Origin of the sequence: Paenibacillus cymbidii (genome assembly GCF_004764705.1) — a bacterium.
In the GTDB taxonomy this organism is placed as follows: Bacteria; Bacillota; Bacilli; order Paenibacillales; family NBRC-103111; genus Paenibacillus_AN; species Paenibacillus_AN cymbidii.
Window position 1 is genome coordinate 183,354 of sequence record NZ_SHLX01000013.1, and the last position, 16,863, is coordinate 200,216.

The 16,863-nt window shown below is 52.7% G+C and carries 12 protein-coding genes and 1 pseudogene; 1 reads left to right on the top strand and 12 read right to left on the bottom strand.

The window, feature by feature from the left end:
• Nucleotides 1-98 precede the first annotated feature (98 nt).
• The 12 genes from EXY20_RS19060 to EXY20_RS19115 form a co-directional block, all read right to left on the bottom strand.
• The gene (locus EXY20_RS19060; RefSeq protein ID WP_135553687.1) at nucleotides 99-2,426 is read right to left on the bottom strand and encodes a helix-turn-helix domain-containing protein; all 2,328 of its coding nucleotides are present in this window, start codon (nucleotides 2,424-2,426) and stop codon (nucleotides 99-101) included.
• Nucleotides 2,423-4,759 carry a helix-turn-helix domain-containing protein gene (locus EXY20_RS19065; RefSeq protein ID WP_167859366.1) on the bottom strand — a complete coding sequence of 779 codons (2,337 nt, stop codon included), beginning with the start codon at nucleotides 4,757-4,759 and terminating at the stop codon, nucleotides 2,423-2,425. Before EXY20_RS19065 ends, EXY20_RS19060 begins: the two co-directional genes overlap by 4 nt.
• 79 nt (nucleotides 4,760-4,838) lie before the next feature.
• Nucleotides 4,839-6,005: an N-acetylglucosamine-6-phosphate deacetylase gene (locus EXY20_RS19070; RefSeq protein WP_167859367.1), complete on the bottom strand. Its 1,167-nt coding sequence runs from the start codon at nucleotides 6,003-6,005 to the stop codon at nucleotides 4,839-4,841.
• A gap of 6 nt (nucleotides 6,006-6,011) precedes the next feature.
• On the bottom strand, nucleotides 6,012-7,244 hold the full coding sequence (locus EXY20_RS19075; RefSeq protein ID WP_135553690.1) for a Gfo/Idh/MocA family protein: 1,233 nt from the start codon (nucleotides 7,242-7,244) through the stop codon (nucleotides 6,012-6,014).
• Nucleotides 7,245-7,261: 17 nt separating this feature from the next.
• Nucleotides 7,262-8,143, bottom strand: a complete 882-nt coding sequence (locus EXY20_RS19080) for a carbohydrate ABC transporter permease (RefSeq protein ID WP_135553691.1) — start codon at nucleotides 8,141-8,143, stop codon at nucleotides 7,262-7,264.
• A 9-nt stretch (nucleotides 8,144-8,152) separates the two neighbouring features.
• Entirely contained in the window at nucleotides 8,153-9,106 is a 954-nt protein-coding gene (locus EXY20_RS19085) for an ABC transporter permease (protein WP_135553692.1), read from the bottom strand.
• Between the two features lie 93 nt (nucleotides 9,107-9,199).
• Nucleotides 9,200-10,873 (bottom strand): extracellular solute-binding protein, encoded by a 1,674-nt coding sequence (locus tag EXY20_RS19090; RefSeq protein ID WP_235886100.1) that lies wholly within the window; start codon nucleotides 10,871-10,873, stop codon nucleotides 9,200-9,202.
• Between the two features lie 178 nt (nucleotides 10,874-11,051).
• Nucleotides 11,052-11,918 carry a carbohydrate ABC transporter permease gene (locus EXY20_RS19095; RefSeq protein WP_135553694.1) on the bottom strand — a complete coding sequence of 289 codons (867 nt, stop codon included), beginning with the start codon at nucleotides 11,916-11,918 and terminating at the stop codon, nucleotides 11,052-11,054.
• A 79-nt stretch (nucleotides 11,919-11,997) separates the two neighbouring features.
• Nucleotides 11,998-13,353, bottom strand: a complete 1,356-nt coding sequence (locus EXY20_RS19100) for an ABC transporter substrate-binding protein (RefSeq protein WP_135553695.1) — start codon at nucleotides 13,351-13,353, stop codon at nucleotides 11,998-12,000.
• A 67-nt stretch (nucleotides 13,354-13,420) separates the two neighbouring features.
• The gene (locus tag EXY20_RS19105; protein ID WP_135553696.1) at nucleotides 13,421-14,386 is read right to left on the bottom strand and encodes a Gfo/Idh/MocA family protein; all 966 of its coding nucleotides are present in this window, start codon (nucleotides 14,384-14,386) and stop codon (nucleotides 13,421-13,423) included.
• A gap of 11 nt (nucleotides 14,387-14,397) precedes the next feature.
• Nucleotides 14,398-15,228, bottom strand: coding sequence for a sugar phosphate isomerase/epimerase family protein (locus EXY20_RS19110; protein WP_135553697.1), 831 nt, complete (start codon nucleotides 15,226-15,228; stop codon nucleotides 14,398-14,400).
• A gap of 52 nt (nucleotides 15,229-15,280) precedes the next feature.
• A complete protein-coding gene (locus EXY20_RS19115; protein WP_235886095.1) occupies nucleotides 15,281-16,138 on the bottom strand; it encodes a carbohydrate ABC transporter permease in 858 nt (285 codons plus the stop codon).
• A gap of 259 nt (nucleotides 16,139-16,397) precedes the next feature.
• Between EXY20_RS19115 and EXY20_RS39885 the strand changes: the two are divergent.
• Nucleotides 16,398-16,469, top strand: a pseudogene (locus EXY20_RS39885) (YebC/PmpR family DNA-binding transcriptional regulator); the annotation flags it as partial.
• Nucleotides 16,470-16,863: the final 394 nt, after the last annotated feature.

Here is a 16,863-nt window from a genome sequence, read left to right on the forward strand (position 1 = left end):
TGCGGTTGCGCTTCCCCCGAAACCATCATGCCCCACGCGGAGGGTCGTTGGGTATGCTCCATGCTTCCGTTTCATGATCCAATCTTAAGTTCGGCGGGTTAATCCTTCATATGCTCCCGGTATTTGCCCGGGGTGACGCCCACATATTTCTTGAACACCCGAATCAAACCGGCGTCCTTGGCGTATCCGACCAGCTCGGCGATCCGGTTCAGGCTGAGCGAGTCGTCCCCCAGCAGCGTCTTGGCCCGCTCGACCCTTACCCGGGTCATGTAGTCGGCCAGATTGTAGCCGGTATGCTTCTTGAAGAAGCCGGACAAATACTGCGGGGTCAGCCGAAATTGGTCGGCCAGGGAATTAAGGCTCAGCGAATGCTCCGCGTAATGATCCTCGATGTATCCGGCGATCTGCTCCGCCAGAACCGCGCCGGGGTCGCGCTGGGACGCGACGACGCTGTCGCAGATCTTCTGGTAAATGAGGCGGATCTGCTCCTGCATCTCGGCAAGCGTGGTGCAGGCCGACAGCCGCTGCAGCGGTTCGAAGCCGTCCGCGAACAAGCCCTGGACCCGCTCCGAAGCGTCGTTCCAGATTTTGATCAGCGTGCTCATCATGTTGAAGTACAGCAGCCGTCCCATCTCCAGCGAAATTTGCCGCGCGTGGAAGTTCATCTGTTCGATATGCTTCAGAAGCTGGTCCGCCTGTTCGAAGTCGCCGGCGCGGATCGCGTTGGTCAGCCTCATCTCCACGTCCAGCGGGTAATAATAGCGGGCCCGATCCCGCGCCTGATCGATTTCCCGATAATAAGTCACGCTGCTCTTGCCTTTGACGATCCGATATTCCAGCGCCTCGAGCGCCTCCGTATAACAGCCCGGGACGGCCCGCACCTGCTCGCGGATCTCGCTCACGCCGATACTCATTCGGATATTGAATTTAAGCTCGATTACCGATTTGATCTCTCCGATGGCCGCTTCAAGCGGAAGGCCACGATCGGCCGAGTCGCCCGGCTTCCGATTCACCAGCAGCACAAGCCGATGCAGATCGGTCTCCACGACATAAACCTCGTGGCGCTCCCCCAGCAGCTCCTGGCTGATGTTGGAAATAATGAAGCGGATCATGGCCCACTGCTGTTCGGTTTCGCCCCGCACCAGCTGGAGGAAGTCGTCCACCTCCATCACGATCACGGCGAAGCGGTCGGACTCGAACCGGATGCCCATGAACCGGAGCGACTCCGCATTCAGCGCTTCGGGATCGACCAGCCCTTTCAGCAGCCGGTTCAGGAAGTTGGACTGGATCACGGGCGCCTGGCGATCGACGAGCTCCTGCAGCGCCGCTTCCGATTTCCAGGTATTCGACAGCGTTTCTTCGATCAGGGAGAACTCGGCGATGCCCCTCCCGCCTTCCTTGTTGTCCCGCTTGAGAATGGAGGCGACGAGCGAGCGGATCGGGCTGTACAGCCGCCTGGAGAGGAAATAAGCCCCCGTCAAACCGAACAAAATGCAGATGCCGAGCAGCGTCAGCGCCCACTTTTCCACGCGATTCACCTTGGCCATCATGATCGAGTGGGGAACGAGGGAAATATAGTGCCAGCCTGTCTCCGGCGAAACGAACTTCGTCACCATCATTCGCTCCCCGCTGACAGACTCGGCATATTCGGTGAGCGTGGAATGCAGGATGGCATCCAGGTCCTTCTCGATTCCGCGATACCGCTCGCCGCTGCCCGATTGGGTCAGCAACCGCCCCTCCTTGTCCGCGATCAGGATTGTCGCCTGATGCGCGCCCTCCAGGTTGTCCAGCATACTGCGGATCTGCTGCTCATTGATCATGAATACGACGGCGCCCTTGGACGGCCCCGGTTCCCCGTATGGGATCGGACGGCTGTACGTGATCATCCGCTCCGTTCCGCCGCTCACCCGTCCGGCGATATTCATGGCTGGCAGAAACCCGGCTTCGTTGCCGCTGCGCTGCAGGAAGTCCAGCCACTGCCGCTCGTCCAGCGTTTCATAGTGGTGATACAACCGATAGAACGTACTCGCCTGGCTTTTCACATAAGGGGTGACGACTGCGTCTTGATCCTGAAAATAGACGTAGCGGTCGCGGATGAACTCATTCACGGAGCTGTAGGAAGCAAGCGCATTCATAATATCCAGAAATTCTTGTGGAGCCGGAGGGCCCAGCGCTTCCTGGCGGTGCAGCATCTGCAGCACTTTGGGGTGAAAGGAAAGCTGAACAGCCAGTTGCTCCACTTCATGCAACCGGCTGTCGATCATCAGACTGACTTGCTTCAGCATCGCCTGGCTGGAGTTGCGCACGTCCTCCTTAATGATCGCATTCATATTGTGATAGAGCGCAATCGTCAGCAAGGTAGGAAACGTCAGCATCAGGATAAAGGTCAGGAACAACGTCAGGAAAAAATTGAATTTTCGGCTCATGGCGCCTCCTGGAAGGCGGACTCCCGGTACTTGCCCGGCGTAACGGTTTCGAACTTCTTGAATACGCGAATCAGGACGGCATCGTTGGCGTATCCAACCGCTTCGGCAATCTGATTCAGCGTAAGCGCATTGTCCCGCAGCAGCCGTTTGGCTTGGCCCACCCGAATTTTCGCCATAAAGTCGCCCAGGTTCTGGCCCTTCCATCTTTTGAAATAATGCGATACATACTGCGGGGTCAACCCGAAGGCTTCCGAAATCGAATTCAGGCTCAGCGAATTGTCCGCGTAATGTTCCTCGATATACCGGGCGATATCGTCTGCCAGTCTCCCGCCGGGATCCTTCTGCGCAGCGCTTACGGAGAGGCAGATGGCTTTGTAGATGGCTTTCATTTCCTCGTGCATATCCGCTACCGTATTGCATTCCGATACGCGCTTCAACGGGTTAAAATCCGCTCCCAACCCTTCGATCACGATTCTCCTCGACAAGTCGTTCCAGATTCGGAGCAGCGTGCTCACCATATTGAAATAGAGGCATTTCCCGAGCTCCAGCGAAATGCTGCGCGATTGAAAGTTCATCGCATAAATGGTGTCCAGCAAACGGTCGGCTGCAGCGAAATCGCCGTTCTTGATCGAATTCATCAGCTGCAGCTCGACATCGATCGGGTAAAAATATTGCGGATCGGCGTGCTGCAAGTCCGTATAACGGATCAAATGGCCCTTGCCGGCAATAATCCGGTATTCCAGCGCTTGCAGCGCCTCCTCGTAACAAGTGCCGATCTCGGAAAAGCCGTGATGAATGTCGCCGATGCCGAGACTGGTCATCATGCCGAACTTTGCCGAAAGGAACTGCATCGCCTGACCCAGCGCCGATTCAAGCTCCGCCATTGCCTTATGGTCCGGCTCCGTCCTGACGTTGATCAGCACCGCGAGCCGATTGCGATCCATTTCGAGCACATAGGAAGTATGGTTGTGATTCACGAACTCCCGGCAAATATTGGTCAGGATGTCCCGTATGATGGCCCAGCGCCGCTCTGTCTCCATATCGGGAAAGGTCGAGCAGTCTTCGATATCGATCACGGCGACGGCAAACCTTGCCGATTCGAACCGAATGCCCATATGCGCAAAGGCTTCCGCGCTCAAGGAATCAGGATCGACCAGCCCCTTGAGCAACCGGCTTAACAAATTCGCCTGGATCGCGGGCGTTTGCCGGCTGAGCATGTTCTGAAGCTCCTTCTCCGAATCCCACGATTTCAGAATGGTCTCCTCGATCAGCCGATATTCGTCCGCATACTCGCCTTTGTTCAGATTGCGGTTTTTCTGAATATAGTGAACCAGCTTATGCACGGGCTTGTAAAAAATTTTGGCAAACATAAATGCCCCGCAGATGCCGAAGCATAAACAAATGAACAGCAGCGACAACGCCCACACCTGCACGCGATTCACTTTGCTCATGAAGATGGCCTTGGGCACCAGCGAATAATACACCCAATCGTTCTCCTCCGAAGCGATGGAGGTCATCATGAACTCTTCGCCGTCGGACGTCCGGACAAAATCGTTCGCTCCCGCCCGAAGGTTATGATCGCTGACAAGCGTGAGCTCATCCCGCAAAATGTCGGTGGATGTCGCAAGCACCAGGTGGTTCTTGTCGGTAATAATGAATTTCCCTTCCATTGGCGCTATGATATGCGCAAGCATCGATCGCAACCGGCTTTCCTTGATCAGGATGACCAACGCTCCCTTGGACGCTCCCCAATCGGCCGCCGGGAAGGGGTGGATATAGGTCAGGAAGCGTTCGGTGCTGCGCGAGGAATTTTCCCTCATTTCCATGGCGGGCAAATAAAACGCATTCGCTCCGACCTGGGACAATGCCTTGATCCACTCGGCCTGACTGAGATCCTGATAGGTGTAATAGTTGCGGTAGAAGGTTCCGGGATCCGTTTTGATAAACGGGGTGACGATCGCCCCCTGCTGCCGGAAATAAACATAATAGTCGTGCATCAGCTCGTTCTTGTTGACCGGCTGCACCAGGAGGTCCATGATTTCCGCATATTGCTCGTAGGTCGGCACCCAATTCTCCACCGCATCGTTCCGATTCAGCATCTGTTGGATCTTGGGATGATAGGAAAGCTGAACCGCCATTTGCTCCACTTCCCGCAGACGGCTGTCGATCACTTGGTCGATCTGATTCAGGACCGCCTGGTTGGAATGCAGCGTATCCTCCTTGATAATGGCGTACATATTTTGATACAGAGCGGTATGAATGAATACCGGAAATAGCAGAACAAGAATAAAGGCCAGAAATAAAGCCAGAAACAAATTCATTCGTCTATTCATCATCATTCATCCGCCCATGCCTGCAGAATAACCGTTCCATGCGATTCATTATAAGCGAAATCGGGCATGCTTAGAGAAATTAATGGCTATATACCGTCCGGCCTTGCGAGACGGCGGCTCTGATGTGGAACCGGCGATCGGCCGATTGCTCATACAGAAGCAGGTCGGCAGGCGCGCCAACCGCCAATCGCCCCGTTCCTCTCGCGGAAGCGCCAAGCATCCGGGCCGGATGCTCCGAGGCCATTCGGATCGCTTCTCCCAGCGGACAGATGCCGAAGCGGGCCACGTTCTCCACACATCGGTTGAGCGGTGTCGCCGCCCCGGAGAATATGGCCGGATTGTCGGCCATTACGAGACGCCCGTCCGCGTCCAGAAGGACCTCATGCTGCCGCCGTTTCAAGTACCTTCCCGGAGGGAAACCCTCGAAATGATTGGCGTCGCTGACCAGAATCGCCTTCTCCCCCTTGGCCCGAATCATCGACTTCAAGGTGGCGGGAGGCAGATGGTGGCCGTCGGCAATCAGCCCGGCCCACAGCCTGTCGTCGGCCAGCTGCGACCAAATATAGTTGGGATGACGCGGAATAACGGGATGGGCGCCGTTTCCCAGGTGGGTCGACATGGCGGCGCCGGCGACGACAGCTTGATCGAGCTCCGCTTCCGTTGCCCGGGTATGGCCGATTGCCGCTACGACGCCTTCGCGAGTCAATCGCTCGATGAAGGCAACCGCTCCCTTGCGTTCCGGCGCCAATGTCAGCATGCGAATCCGATTGCCGGACAGCTGCTGCCACGCGGCGAACTCCCGCCAATCGGGGTCGCGCACGTATTCCCGGGAATGAGCGCCCCGCGGCCCATCCTCATCGGAAATATAAGGCCCCTCCACATGGATCCCGAGCACGGAATAACGGACTTCGTCGTATCTGTCGCAAGCCTGCCCGATCGTGCGGATGCAAGTCGACATTCCCTCGCTGTCCGAGGTTACCACCGTCGGGCAAAAATGAACGACGCCGCGGACATGCAAGTATCGCACCGCCTGCAAAATCTGCTCGGGGGACGTTTGCGGATCGTTAAAATCGATGCCCTGAATGCCGTTTAATTGAACGTCAATCAGTCCGGGAGAGATCCACAGATCTGACGTGGACGAAAGCTGCTCCTCAATAGCCGTGATGACGCCATCGGTTGCCGTGATTTTGACGGTGCCGCCGTGGAGATAATGACGGCCGGTCCATTCGGCTGACTGTTCACTCATCATGTGTCACCTCTTTATGCCGGGGTAGCTGCCCATCCATTCTTGCATCGTGACCGGCCGTCTCTCCGCGATCGAGATGTTCGCCGCCGCCCCGACGAACAAGGAGTAGGCGCCGGCCAGCGAATCGGCCTGATGGCCGAGCGGATCGGGATGACCCGGCTCGAACAGCATCCGCTGCAGCAGCGCGTCGCTGCCGCCGTGCCCGCCGCTTCGTTTCATAACCCGATGCGTGACAACTTCCCCGTCGTGCGGATAAATCGTGATCGACTGGGAGGGTTCGCCCGCTTGCTGCCCGCTGGCGAAAGTCTCCGCTTGCAGCCTGCCCTTGGTGCCGTGAATCGTTGCCCGCCACCCTTCGAACGGGCTGTACGACACGAGCGAATAGTTGAGCAGCGCACGACCGCGGTAACGAACGGTAACCGACATCGAATCGTGAATCGTAATCTCGTCGCTAAACACGCAGCCGTCCCTGATATACCCGTCGTCGACCTCGGCCTCTTTGTAATATTTCGTCAAGAAGGGGTCCTTGTCGATCGCCAAATAAAACTCGCAGTCCCGCTTGTAATCGCACGTGCCGCAGCGCTGTCCCGTATTCGTCCGGGTAGGGCCGTAGAACAAGCGGTCGCCGTAAGCGAACACTTCCTCCGGTTGTTGGCCGAGCCACCAGTTGATGACGTCGAATTGATGCGTGGACTTGTGAACGAGCAGCCCGCCGCTGTTCTCCTGCCGCCTGTGCCAGCGCCGGTAATAGTCGGCGCCATGGGAAAGGTCCAGGCTCGATTGGTAGTGAAGATGGGTAATGGCGCCAACCGCCCCTGCGTCCAGCAGCTCCTTGATCCTTGTCACGTACGGGTTATATCGCGCGTTGAACGTAACCGTCACCTTTCTGCCGGTTTGCTTCTCCGCTTCCAGAATGGCAATGCATTTTTCGGCGTCGATCGTAATCGGCTTTTCCGTAATGACGTCGCATCCGGCATGGAGAGCGCGGATAATATATTCGTGGTGAACGCTATCCACCGTGGCTACAATGACATAATCCGGCTTCGCCTGCTCCAGCATGTCCGCGAAAGTCGCAAAGACGGGCACCCCGCCGCATTCCTCGCTGAGCCGCTCCGCGCGAATGCGGTTCGAATCGTACAGCCCTGCCAAACATGCCGTCTCATTCCAAGTCTCGACAATCGGCTTGGCGAACATGTAACGCGCTCTGGCGCCGGTTCCGACAATTGCGTAGCGTTTCATGGTACCTCCAGGAATCGTTATTCTTTTAAAGAACCGATCATCACGCCTTGAACGAAATACTTCTGCAAGAACGGATAGATCGCCATGATCGGCAATACTGTGATGATGATCATCGCGTATTTCAATTGAATCGCATACAAAGCACGGTCGAACGAATCCAGCATGCCTTCCGACATGATCTCCTGATTTTGCACCAGTATTTTGACCAGGTACAGCGATAGCGGCTGCAGCTTCTGTTCCGGAAGGTACATCATCGCCGGAAAAAAACTGTTCCAGTGATTGACGGCATAAAACAACGTCAGCACGGCCAGAATCGGTTGGGAGAGCGGCAGCACAATTCGAACCAGAATGGAAATGTCGTTGGCGCCGTCCAGCTTGGCCGATTCGTGCAAACTTTCCGGAATCGTCTGGAAGAAGGTTCGGGCAATAATAATCAGAAAAGCGCTCACCGCGCTCGGCAACAGGATCGCCCATCTGGTATTGTAGATGCCGAGCTCCTGAATCAAAATAAACATCGGGATAATCCCGCCGCCAAAAAACATCGTAATGACGATGAATACCATCATCGGCCGCCGCAGCGAAAAGCTGCGCCGGGCCAGGGGATAAGCGGCCAATGCGGTCATGACCACATTAATGGCCGTCCCGACCACCGTATAAAACAGCGTATTGTAGTAGGACCTCCACACCATCTCGTTCTCGAAAACCTTCTTGTACGCCCCGAGCGAAAAGCCTTTGGGAAACAGCCAGACCGATTGTTCGATCACATGGATCGGCTTGCTGATCGACATGCTGAACACAAATACGAACGGATACAAGGTAACCACGATAACAAACGCCATCGTCAAATAAATCCATCCATCTGCCAAATGTTCGCCCCACGTTTTACGAATCGTTCTCATCGGCGCCCCTTACCATAACGACGAATCCGACAGCCGGCGGCTGATCTGATTGACGGTTACTAGTAATACAATGTTGATCATATTGTTAAACAGGTTGATCGCCGCCGCGAAGCTGAAATCGGCGTTGATGATGCCCCGCCTGTAGACGAAGGTGCCGATGACATCGGCCGTTTCGTAGGTAGCCGGGCTGTACAGCAGCAAAACCTTCTCGAAGCCTACGTCCATCAAATTGCCCATGCTCAAAATAAATAAAATGACGATGGTAGGCAAAATTCCCGGCAAGGTGATGAACATGATTTTATGCCGTCTTCTTGCTCCGTCGATATCGGCCGCTTCATACAGCTGCGGATTGATGCCGGCAATCGCCGCCAAATAGATGATCGAACCCCAGCCGAATTGCTGCCAGATGCCGGACGAAACGAACAGCGTGCGGAACCAGCCCGGTTCCGTAATAAACCCGATCGGCTCGAACCCCAGCCGCGTCAACAATATATTCACGATGCCGTCGACCGGATGCGTGAACGTAACGATGATGCCTGCGATCACCACGATGGAAATAAAATGCGGCAAATAACTGATCGTTTGCACGATTCGTTTGAAATAGCGGCTTCTTAATTCATTCAGCAACAGCGCGAAGACGATCGGAACCGGAAATCCCCAAATCAGCGAATACAAGCTGAGCAGCACGGTATTGCGCAGCAGCCTCCAGAAATAGACCGAGTCAAAAAACTGCTGGAAATATTTGAAGCCCGCCCAGCCGCTGCCCAGAATGCCGTCCACCGGCCGGAAGTTTTTAAAGGCGATGACAATGCCGTACATCGGAAAATAGTGAAACACCAAATAGTAAACAATCACCGGGCTGATCAACAATAGCAGGTATTTATCCCTTCCGAACGCCTTCCGGGTCCGGGTTAACAGACTGTTCGCTCCGCCTCCCGCCTTGACTTCAACCCCTGGTTCCATGGAATAGACTCCTCGCATGCATGATGTCAAGAATGCCGGACCGGGAATCCCCCAGTCCGGCATTCGAGCCGTCCGAATAACCGACCGGACCGTTTACTTCTTGAGCGCTTTCAGATAGCGGTCATACTGTGCCTGGCGGATCGTCAGAATACGGTCGACTCCCATCGACTTGGTGTTTTTGACGAACGTATCCCATTCCGTCAGCGGAGAACGTCCGGTGATGAATTTCACTATCGTTTCTTCCACGAACGTATTGACGTCGCTTTCGAGTCGGGTCAGCTCTTCCACTTCTTCCTGTGTTCCGAGTATTTTCGGATACGAAGGAACGATATATTTCTTCACTTTATTGACTTGCGCGGCAAGCGGCGGATCCTTCTCCAGCGCGGCAACCGGTTGCGCGGAATGGAACCCTTCCCTCATGCGCAGAAACGGTGTTGTCGGCAACGCGCCCAGCGAACGCAGCGCATCGTTAAACGCCAGTTTATCCGGGTTATTGGATACCCAATCCGTATATTTCGGCTTACCGTTCTCTACCGTGTAGCTGAGCCCTTCGACCCCGAACGTGACCAGTCGCGCGCCCTCTTCGCTTGCATAGATGTAATCCAGCCATTTCATCGCGATATCCGGGTTCTTCGCATCCTTGGAGATGCCGAACGCCTGGCCGATCGGCGGTCCCATTTCGTAGAACGGTTCCGCGTTCGGACCTTTCGGCGGATTCGTAATCGTCCAATCCGATTGGACGCCCGCCTGCTTCATCATCGTATTGAAGCGATTGACGTTGTTCACGAAGTGATTCGTTACCCCGACTACGTTGCGGGATATGCCCGAGTCGATCTGCTCCGATTTATTAACGGCAAACTGACTGTCGATCAAGCCTTCGTTATACAGCTTATTAAACCAGGTCACCAGTTCCTTCGCTTCCGGCTTCAGCCACTGGTATTCCACCTTGTTGTTCTTGTCGGGGAAATAGCCGTTGCTGTAGACGAACAAGTGGAGCCCGAACACACTGCCGAAAATGCCCAAGCCGCGATAGGAATAATCGGGCGACAGCGGAATTTCATCCTGTCTGCCATTCCCGTTCGGGTCTTTTTCCTTAAACGCCTTCAATACGGTATACCACTCGTCAAGCGTCTGCGGCTCCTTCAAGCCCAGCTTGTCCAGCCAGTCTTTGCGGATCAGCCAGCCGAAAGGATCGTTCACGTAAGCTCCGTCGCTGATGGACGAAATCGCGTAAATTTTTCCGTCCGGCGCCCTCATGCCGCTTTCAATAGACGGATTTTCCGCAAACAGCTTGCGAATATTCGGCGCGTTTTTGGCGATCAGGTCGTCAAGCGGAATGATGCTGCCGTCCGCCGCGGCTTTAACGGGACTTCCCGGCAGCCGGAACAAGTCCGGCAGGTTGCGCCCGGCAGCAAGGCGTACATTAATGAATTCGAGGTACTGCGAGTCCGGAACGACCTCCCAGTTGATTTTGACCCCCGTCCGTTTCTCAATTTCGTTCCATACGGGCAACCCTTGGGTCAAGCTCTTCGGGGCGTACAGGTTGTCAGAAGCCGATACCCGTAATGAAACGGTGCCCGGTTCGACAAAGGGCAGCTTATAGTCTGACTGGGCTGCGGGCGCGCTTGCCGCCGGCGCTTTGGATTCGCTTGCCGGCTGTTTGTCGCTGCCGCTGCCGCTGCCACTGCCGCTGCTGCAGCCGGCGACACTGGTCGCCGCCAAAGCCAGAACGACAGCTGTGATGCCGATATTCCTTGTGTTAATCATGTTCACTGTTGCGTTAACCTCCCTGGTTTGTAGTCATCAACTACACGCTAATCTTATGAGCCGCCCCGTTTATTTCATATGGGCTAGAATTAAGAATTGTTGCCTGTTGTCAAGATTGACCGTGCGCTCGGCCGCTTTCCTTGCGGAAATCCCTTCCCCGGCCCCCTCTACAGGTATTCTACCCCTTGAGTCCCGTGGTCGAAATCCCTTGAATGAACATTTTCTGTCCGAAAAAGAACAGGAGTATGATAGGCACCGTTGTGACCACAGATGCCGACATGAGCTTGCTCCACTCGGTGCCATACACACCAACGAACTGCTGCAGCCCAAGCGAAATCGTAAATTTGGATTCGTCGTTTAAATATATTAATGGACCAAGGAAATCGTTCCAGCCGCCGATGAAAGTAAACAAAGCCACCGTAGCCAACGCAGGTTTGGCAAGCGGAAGGATAATCTGCCAGAAAATCCGAAATTCCGAACAGCCATCGATGCGGGCAGCGTCCGATAATTCATAAGGAATGGTTAAATAGAACTGTCTTACCAGAAAAATAGAGAAAGCGCCGCCGAAAAAAGAAGGAATAATCAGCGGTTTGAACGACCCTACCCATCCCAGTTGTTTAAACAGGACGAACAGCGGGATCATCGTCACTTGATAGGGAAGCATCATCGTACTAAGCAGGATCAAAAAGAGGAAGTTGCGTCCGGGCCATTGAATTCGGGAGAACCCGTACGCAACAATAGCGGAAGACAGCGTTGTCCCGAGCAACGTCCATAAACAGATGATCAACGTATTTTTGAGATATTTGAAGAAGGGAAAGAAGGATAATGCATCCGGGTAATTGGACCACATGAATTGGCTTGGAATCCATTCGGGAGGAAAGATGAATAGTTGTTCGTCAGGCTTTAGCGAGGTAGAGATCATCCATACGAAAGGAAGCAGAAATGAAATCCCGAGAACGATTAGCAAGATGTGGGTAATAATCCCGCGAATTGCGCCTGTCGTTCTACGTCTAACCTTCCATTGTGCAGCGCTAGCCGTACCCATAAGACAACCTCCTATGCTCAAATAATAGTGGGAGAGTTTCCTCTCCCACTATTCATGCCATCCATATATTAGGAAAACGTTATTTATTTTTTATTTCCTTCTCTATTTCGGCTTGTAAATCCTGAAGTGCCTTTTCGGGTGTTTTAGCCAGCGTCATGACGGCCTCTTCGGCAGCTTTAATGCGGTCGCTATAATACATTCCTTTGGCGATTCCCGGGAGAGGCTTCGCATTTTTGCTTCCCAGCGTGTCTACGAATATTTTGCGCACAGGAATTTCATTGATAAACGCTTGGTAGTCGGGTTGCACGGCGATCTTCGGCGATGCAGGAATCCAGCCGCCCTGGGTGAGCATATTGGCCGCATATTTCTCATTGCCATATCCGCTCATCCATTTGACAAACTGCCAGGCTTCCTCGGGATGCTTCGCTTTACTGGGAATCATGTTGAAATTGCCGTCGCTTAAATCGGCGTTTGCTTTTCCATAACCTGCTGGATATGGCATCGGAGCAACGCCATAATTCATATTTGGCGCATACTTTTTAATATCCGGCAGCGCCCACATCCCGTCAATGATGATAGCCTGTTTACCGCTAAAGAAAGGATTCGTCGATCCTCCGCTCTCCTTCAGACTGTTCTTGAACGCTGCAAGTTTGGTGGCATCATATTTTTTGGCATAAGATTGAAACCATTGGAACAGCTTCAGATTATGCTCATTCGTCGCAGTAGGATTGCCTGCTTCATCCACCCAATGACCGTCGAAAGAGGGATTCCAGCTTCTTATGTTATTCGGCATATAACCAATTCGCTGGATAAAGCCCCGGTCATCCTTTTGCCACAATTTATCTTGCATGGCGTCCAATTCTTCAATCGTGACCGGCGGCTTCTCCGGATCAAGCCCCGCGGCTTTAAAGATATCTTTGTTATAGATCATCGCATGCGCATCCATCGAAAAAGCAACGGCATACAATTGATTGTTGTATGACCCCATGTTTTTAACAACAGGATACAGCCAGTCCTTAAAATCGGGAGCGTCGGCACTTTGATATTTATCAAGCGGCATGATAGCCCCCGAGTCGGCCCAGGCCGGAACAACCGAACTCCCTTCCGTTATGATATCCGGCGGGTTGCCCCCGGCATTGGCGGTCAGAAATTTCGTATCAATGTCGCCTGGAATCGAAACACTTTTCACTTTGATACCCGGATGAGTTTTATTAAACTCGTCGACAATTCCGTCGATCATCTTGGCATCGTCACCCGTCCAAAAATGCCAGTAAACGAGCTCGACAGCTTCCTTGCCCGACGCCTTGGGCGCAACCGAAGCAGATGGTTCCACGCTTGCGGATGGGTTGGCGCCCTTGGAGCTGCCGCACCCTGCCATCGCAAACAAAACGACACTCGTGGATAAAAAAAGCATTTTCTTTGAAAAAAATTTCATTTGATTTTTCCTCCCGTTTATGGATCGCCTATCTGCGTTCGCCGCGGCTGATGCCGCCAGTATTCTTTTAGAAATGGAGCTTCACTCTTCTTTCATCCCTCGCGGATTCATAGGCTGCCAGTGAGACCTCCAAGGTATGCAACGCATTTGCATAGGACGAACGCGGGAGAGCCGGATTATGGGTTCGGACCGCTTCGATGAAGGCATCATCCTGCTCTTTATACATGTTTTGAGTTTTCCCTTCCAATGTTGTCGTTCGATTGGGTTCCGTGATAGTCAGACTTTTCCCGGACAGGGTCAAGCGATAATCTTTCCCCATTACCTCTACCGCATTTCGCCAATCCGGTTGAATGCATGCCGTGTCGATATGGCCAACCGCTCCGGAAACAAAATCCAATCCAACCGTAACAACGGATGGGATCGTCGCTCCCGCTTTATCCTCCAACAGGCCATATCCCATTAAACCGTAAACGGATCTTATCTCGCCCGCCAAATACCGAACCAGATCGACCGTATGCGTGGCCTGTTCAATCAATTGCCCTCCCGATTTGGCAAGATCCCGCCACCAAGGCGTATTCACGAAACCGGATAAATAATGAGCGCTGACCATGCCAATCGGTTTATCCGCCAAATAATGGCGTGCTTGTTCGACAACATCGATGTACCGCAAGCAGTAGCCGGAGGCAGCGATTATACCTGAGCTTTTGATCGCTTCCGCTTTCCGGCGAGCCGAGGCCATATCAAGACCAATAGGTTTCTCGACCAATAGATGAATATTTTTTGCCGCCGCTTTTTCTTCTATATCTTCATGACCAAAAGGGGGAACACAGACAAACAGCGCATCAATCTGCTCACGATCAAGCATCGAATCGAAATCCGTGTAAGATTTCATTCCATAAGCGAGCGCCGCTTTCTCTGCACTTTCCTTTACTACATCACAAACCGCGACCATTCGCACATCCTCATTCTCAGCCAATACTTTTAAATGAGTCTGAGCGATACCTCCGGCCCCGACAATGGCTACTTTTACCATTCGTATTCCCCCTAAAATGATTCTCCGCGAATGATGGCATCCAAATGACGAGATGTATCATAGACCGCTTGGAGAGCGCTTTCACAATAAGCAGTTATCTCCGCCGTTATTACGTCATCATAGCCAATATCCTTCAGAGCCTGCATCACCGCGCGCCACGGCACGTCTCCCGCCAATAGCGGGACGAAACCTTTCGAGTTTCCCACGGCCCGTATGAAATCCTTGGCATGAATTTTACAAATGTGCTTACCCAACATGCGAATCCATTGCTCCGGGTGACCGAACAGCATCACGTTGCCAATATCGAAGTAAACCTTAATAAACGCCGAGCCGATCTCATCCATATAGCGGATCATTTCAAGCGGCGACAGCAAAAACTTGTTCCACACATTCTCAATCCCAATAGTGATTTTGACCTGCTCGGCATAAGGCAACAGCTTGGCAAGCTCTTCCTGACTTCTGTCGTAGCATTGGTCATAGGTTACTTCTTCCGTACAATAAGCCGGAACTACCAACACCGTATCCATACCGAGAATCGAGGCGATTTCAAGCTGCTTTTTAACAATATCACGTCCCTTCTCCCTTACTTGCGGATTCGGAGACGACAATGAATGATCCCACATAAGACCACAGGACAAGCTGCGCAATTGAATACCATGGGATTGGGCGATCTCTCCCACTTCCCGGATCTCCATTTCAGATGAATCAAGAGTAAAACCAACCCGATCGGGATTGTTAAGCGTTAATTCGATTGCGTCATACCCGGCCTTTCTGGTGTGCGCAAAGACATCACGGAGCGGCATAGTGGATGGAAAACTCCAATGATTAATAGCCTTTAACATCGCTGCATCCGCCTTTATCTTTAATTGGAAATGCTATCAAATCAACTGCCGGCTATCGTTCGCCGCCGTAATATACCCACCGTGCAGACGATTTAAAGACAACTATTGTGGAAACCAGGATAACGAGGAATAACACCCAGGCCATAGCCGATGCGTATCCCATATGAAAATAGGTAAATCCGTTTTTGTACAAATAAAGCGAATAGAACAGCGTGGAATCGTTTGGACCTCCCTCCGTGATGATGTACGATTCCGTAAAATACTGAAACGACCCTATCAAGCCCATAATCAGGTTAAAGAAAATAACGGGTGTAATCATCGGCAGCGTGATGTAATAAATTTTTTGCCGCCACGTGCAGCCGTCAAGCTCCGCCGATTCGTACATTTCTTGCGGAACATCTTGAAGTCCCGCAAGGTAAATAACCATCGCTCCCCCGACTCCCCAGAGTCCCATGAGGATTAGCGCCGGTTTTGACCAATGGGGATCAACAAGCCATCCAGGCCCTTCAATACCGAAGAAATAAAGCAAAGAGTTGATTACGCCAAACTGGGAATCGAACAGCCACTGCCAGAGCAAAGATGAAGCGACGATCGGCACAATTGTCGGCAAATAAAAAATCGTGCGATAGATCCCTATTCCCTTAACCTTCATATTCAAGATCAAGGCCAAAATAATTCCGGCAACCACACTTAATGGAACGGAAAAAATCGTGTAAAACATGGTGTTATAAAGCGCCTTCCAAAACAAAGAATCGTGCAACAGATTGTTGAAATTGCTCATCCCCGTCCACCGGGGAGAGTTAATAATGTCATAGGTAGTAAAACTGTAATAAATCGATAACGCAAACGGTATTAACGTAAATGCGATAAAACCGATCAGCCACGGAGAGATGAACAGCAACCCCTTCATGAGGTTGCGCCTGGTCTCCTTGCTGCCGCTACTCGTCGATACATGCAAGCCGGACATTGGGGTCACATCCCGGATTAGTTGTATTTTGAACCTCGTTAGTAATCGATTACTTTTTGTCACCTCGTTTTCGCGTGGCTGTCTGACTTCCTGCGCCTTTACATCATGAAGCCGGTGTGTACTCCCCTTCATCATAAGGCGGGATTCCCTTCAGGTGAATGCGCAATACTTATGATGAGTCCTTCATAATTAAGATTTCATTGATCCCGAATCGAATCGGACCTTGAAAGTGGTGCCCGAACGGGCCAAAACGTACAACGTGCCGAGCGCGATTCGCCCTTGTCTTAACCATCGCAAAGCAGACATGTTGCACAAGACGCGACATTCTCCCCTCCGCCAACTAACTACTTCGCTTTTTATGCCGCTCCGATCAAGCGTCCTGAAAAATAGGCGATGTTTTATTGCCTATTTCGCCAAAAACGGGCCGCCTCTCCAAAATAGCCAGTGAAATCGCTGGCTATTTTGTCCAAGAAGCCCGATTCAGGGCCTGGCGGAACAAATAAGCCATGATTGCACTGGCTATTTCGGATGAACCGTGCGAAATCGGGCAAATAAGCCATTTTTCGTGGGCTATTTTCTTTACCCGGCCGGCATGATGCCGCGGCCTGCACTTAAAGGTGGTTGGTTCGGGTTCGGGTTACGGTTCTGAGTGTCTACCAAATAAACAA

Excerpts from the sequence above, each read along its gene's own strand:
- EXY20_RS19060 (WP_135553687.1), bottom strand. The coding sequence starts at position 2,426 with ATGAGCCGAAAATTCAATTTTTTCCTGACGTTGTTCCTGACCTTTATC.
- EXY20_RS19065 (WP_167859366.1), bottom strand. The coding sequence starts at position 4,759 with ATGAATAGACGAATGAATTTGTTTCTGGCTTTATTTCTGGCCTTTATT.
- EXY20_RS19070 (WP_167859367.1), bottom strand. The coding sequence starts at position 6,005 with ATGAGTGAACAGTCAGCCGAATGGACCGGCCGTCATTATCTCCACGGC.
- EXY20_RS19075 (WP_135553690.1), bottom strand. The coding sequence starts at position 7,244 with ATGAAACGCTACGCAATTGTCGGAACCGGCGCCAGAGCGCGTTACATG.
- EXY20_RS19080 (WP_135553691.1), bottom strand. The coding sequence starts at position 8,143 with ATGAGAACGATTCGTAAAACGTGGGGCGAACATTTGGCAGATGGATGG.
- EXY20_RS19085 (WP_135553692.1), bottom strand. The coding sequence starts at position 9,106 with ATGGAACCAGGGGTTGAAGTCAAGGCGGGAGGCGGAGCGAACAGTCTG.
- EXY20_RS19090 (WP_235886100.1), bottom strand. The coding sequence starts at position 10,873 with ATGATTAACACAAGGAATATCGGCATCACAGCTGTCGTTCTGGCTTTG.
- EXY20_RS19095 (WP_135553694.1), bottom strand. The coding sequence starts at position 11,918 with ATGGGTACGGCTAGCGCTGCACAATGGAAGGTTAGACGTAGAACGACA.
- EXY20_RS19100 (WP_135553695.1), bottom strand. The coding sequence starts at position 13,353 with ATGAAATTTTTTTCAAAGAAAATGCTTTTTTTATCCACGAGTGTCGTT.
- EXY20_RS19105 (WP_135553696.1), bottom strand. The coding sequence starts at position 14,386 with ATGGTAAAAGTAGCCATTGTCGGGGCCGGAGGTATCGCTCAGACTCAT.
- EXY20_RS19110 (WP_135553697.1), bottom strand. The coding sequence starts at position 15,228 with ATGTTAAAGGCTATTAATCATTGGAGTTTTCCATCCACTATGCCGCTC.
- EXY20_RS19115 (WP_235886095.1), bottom strand. The coding sequence starts at position 16,138 with ATGAAGGGGTTGCTGTTCATCTCTCCGTGGCTGATCGGTTTTATCGCA.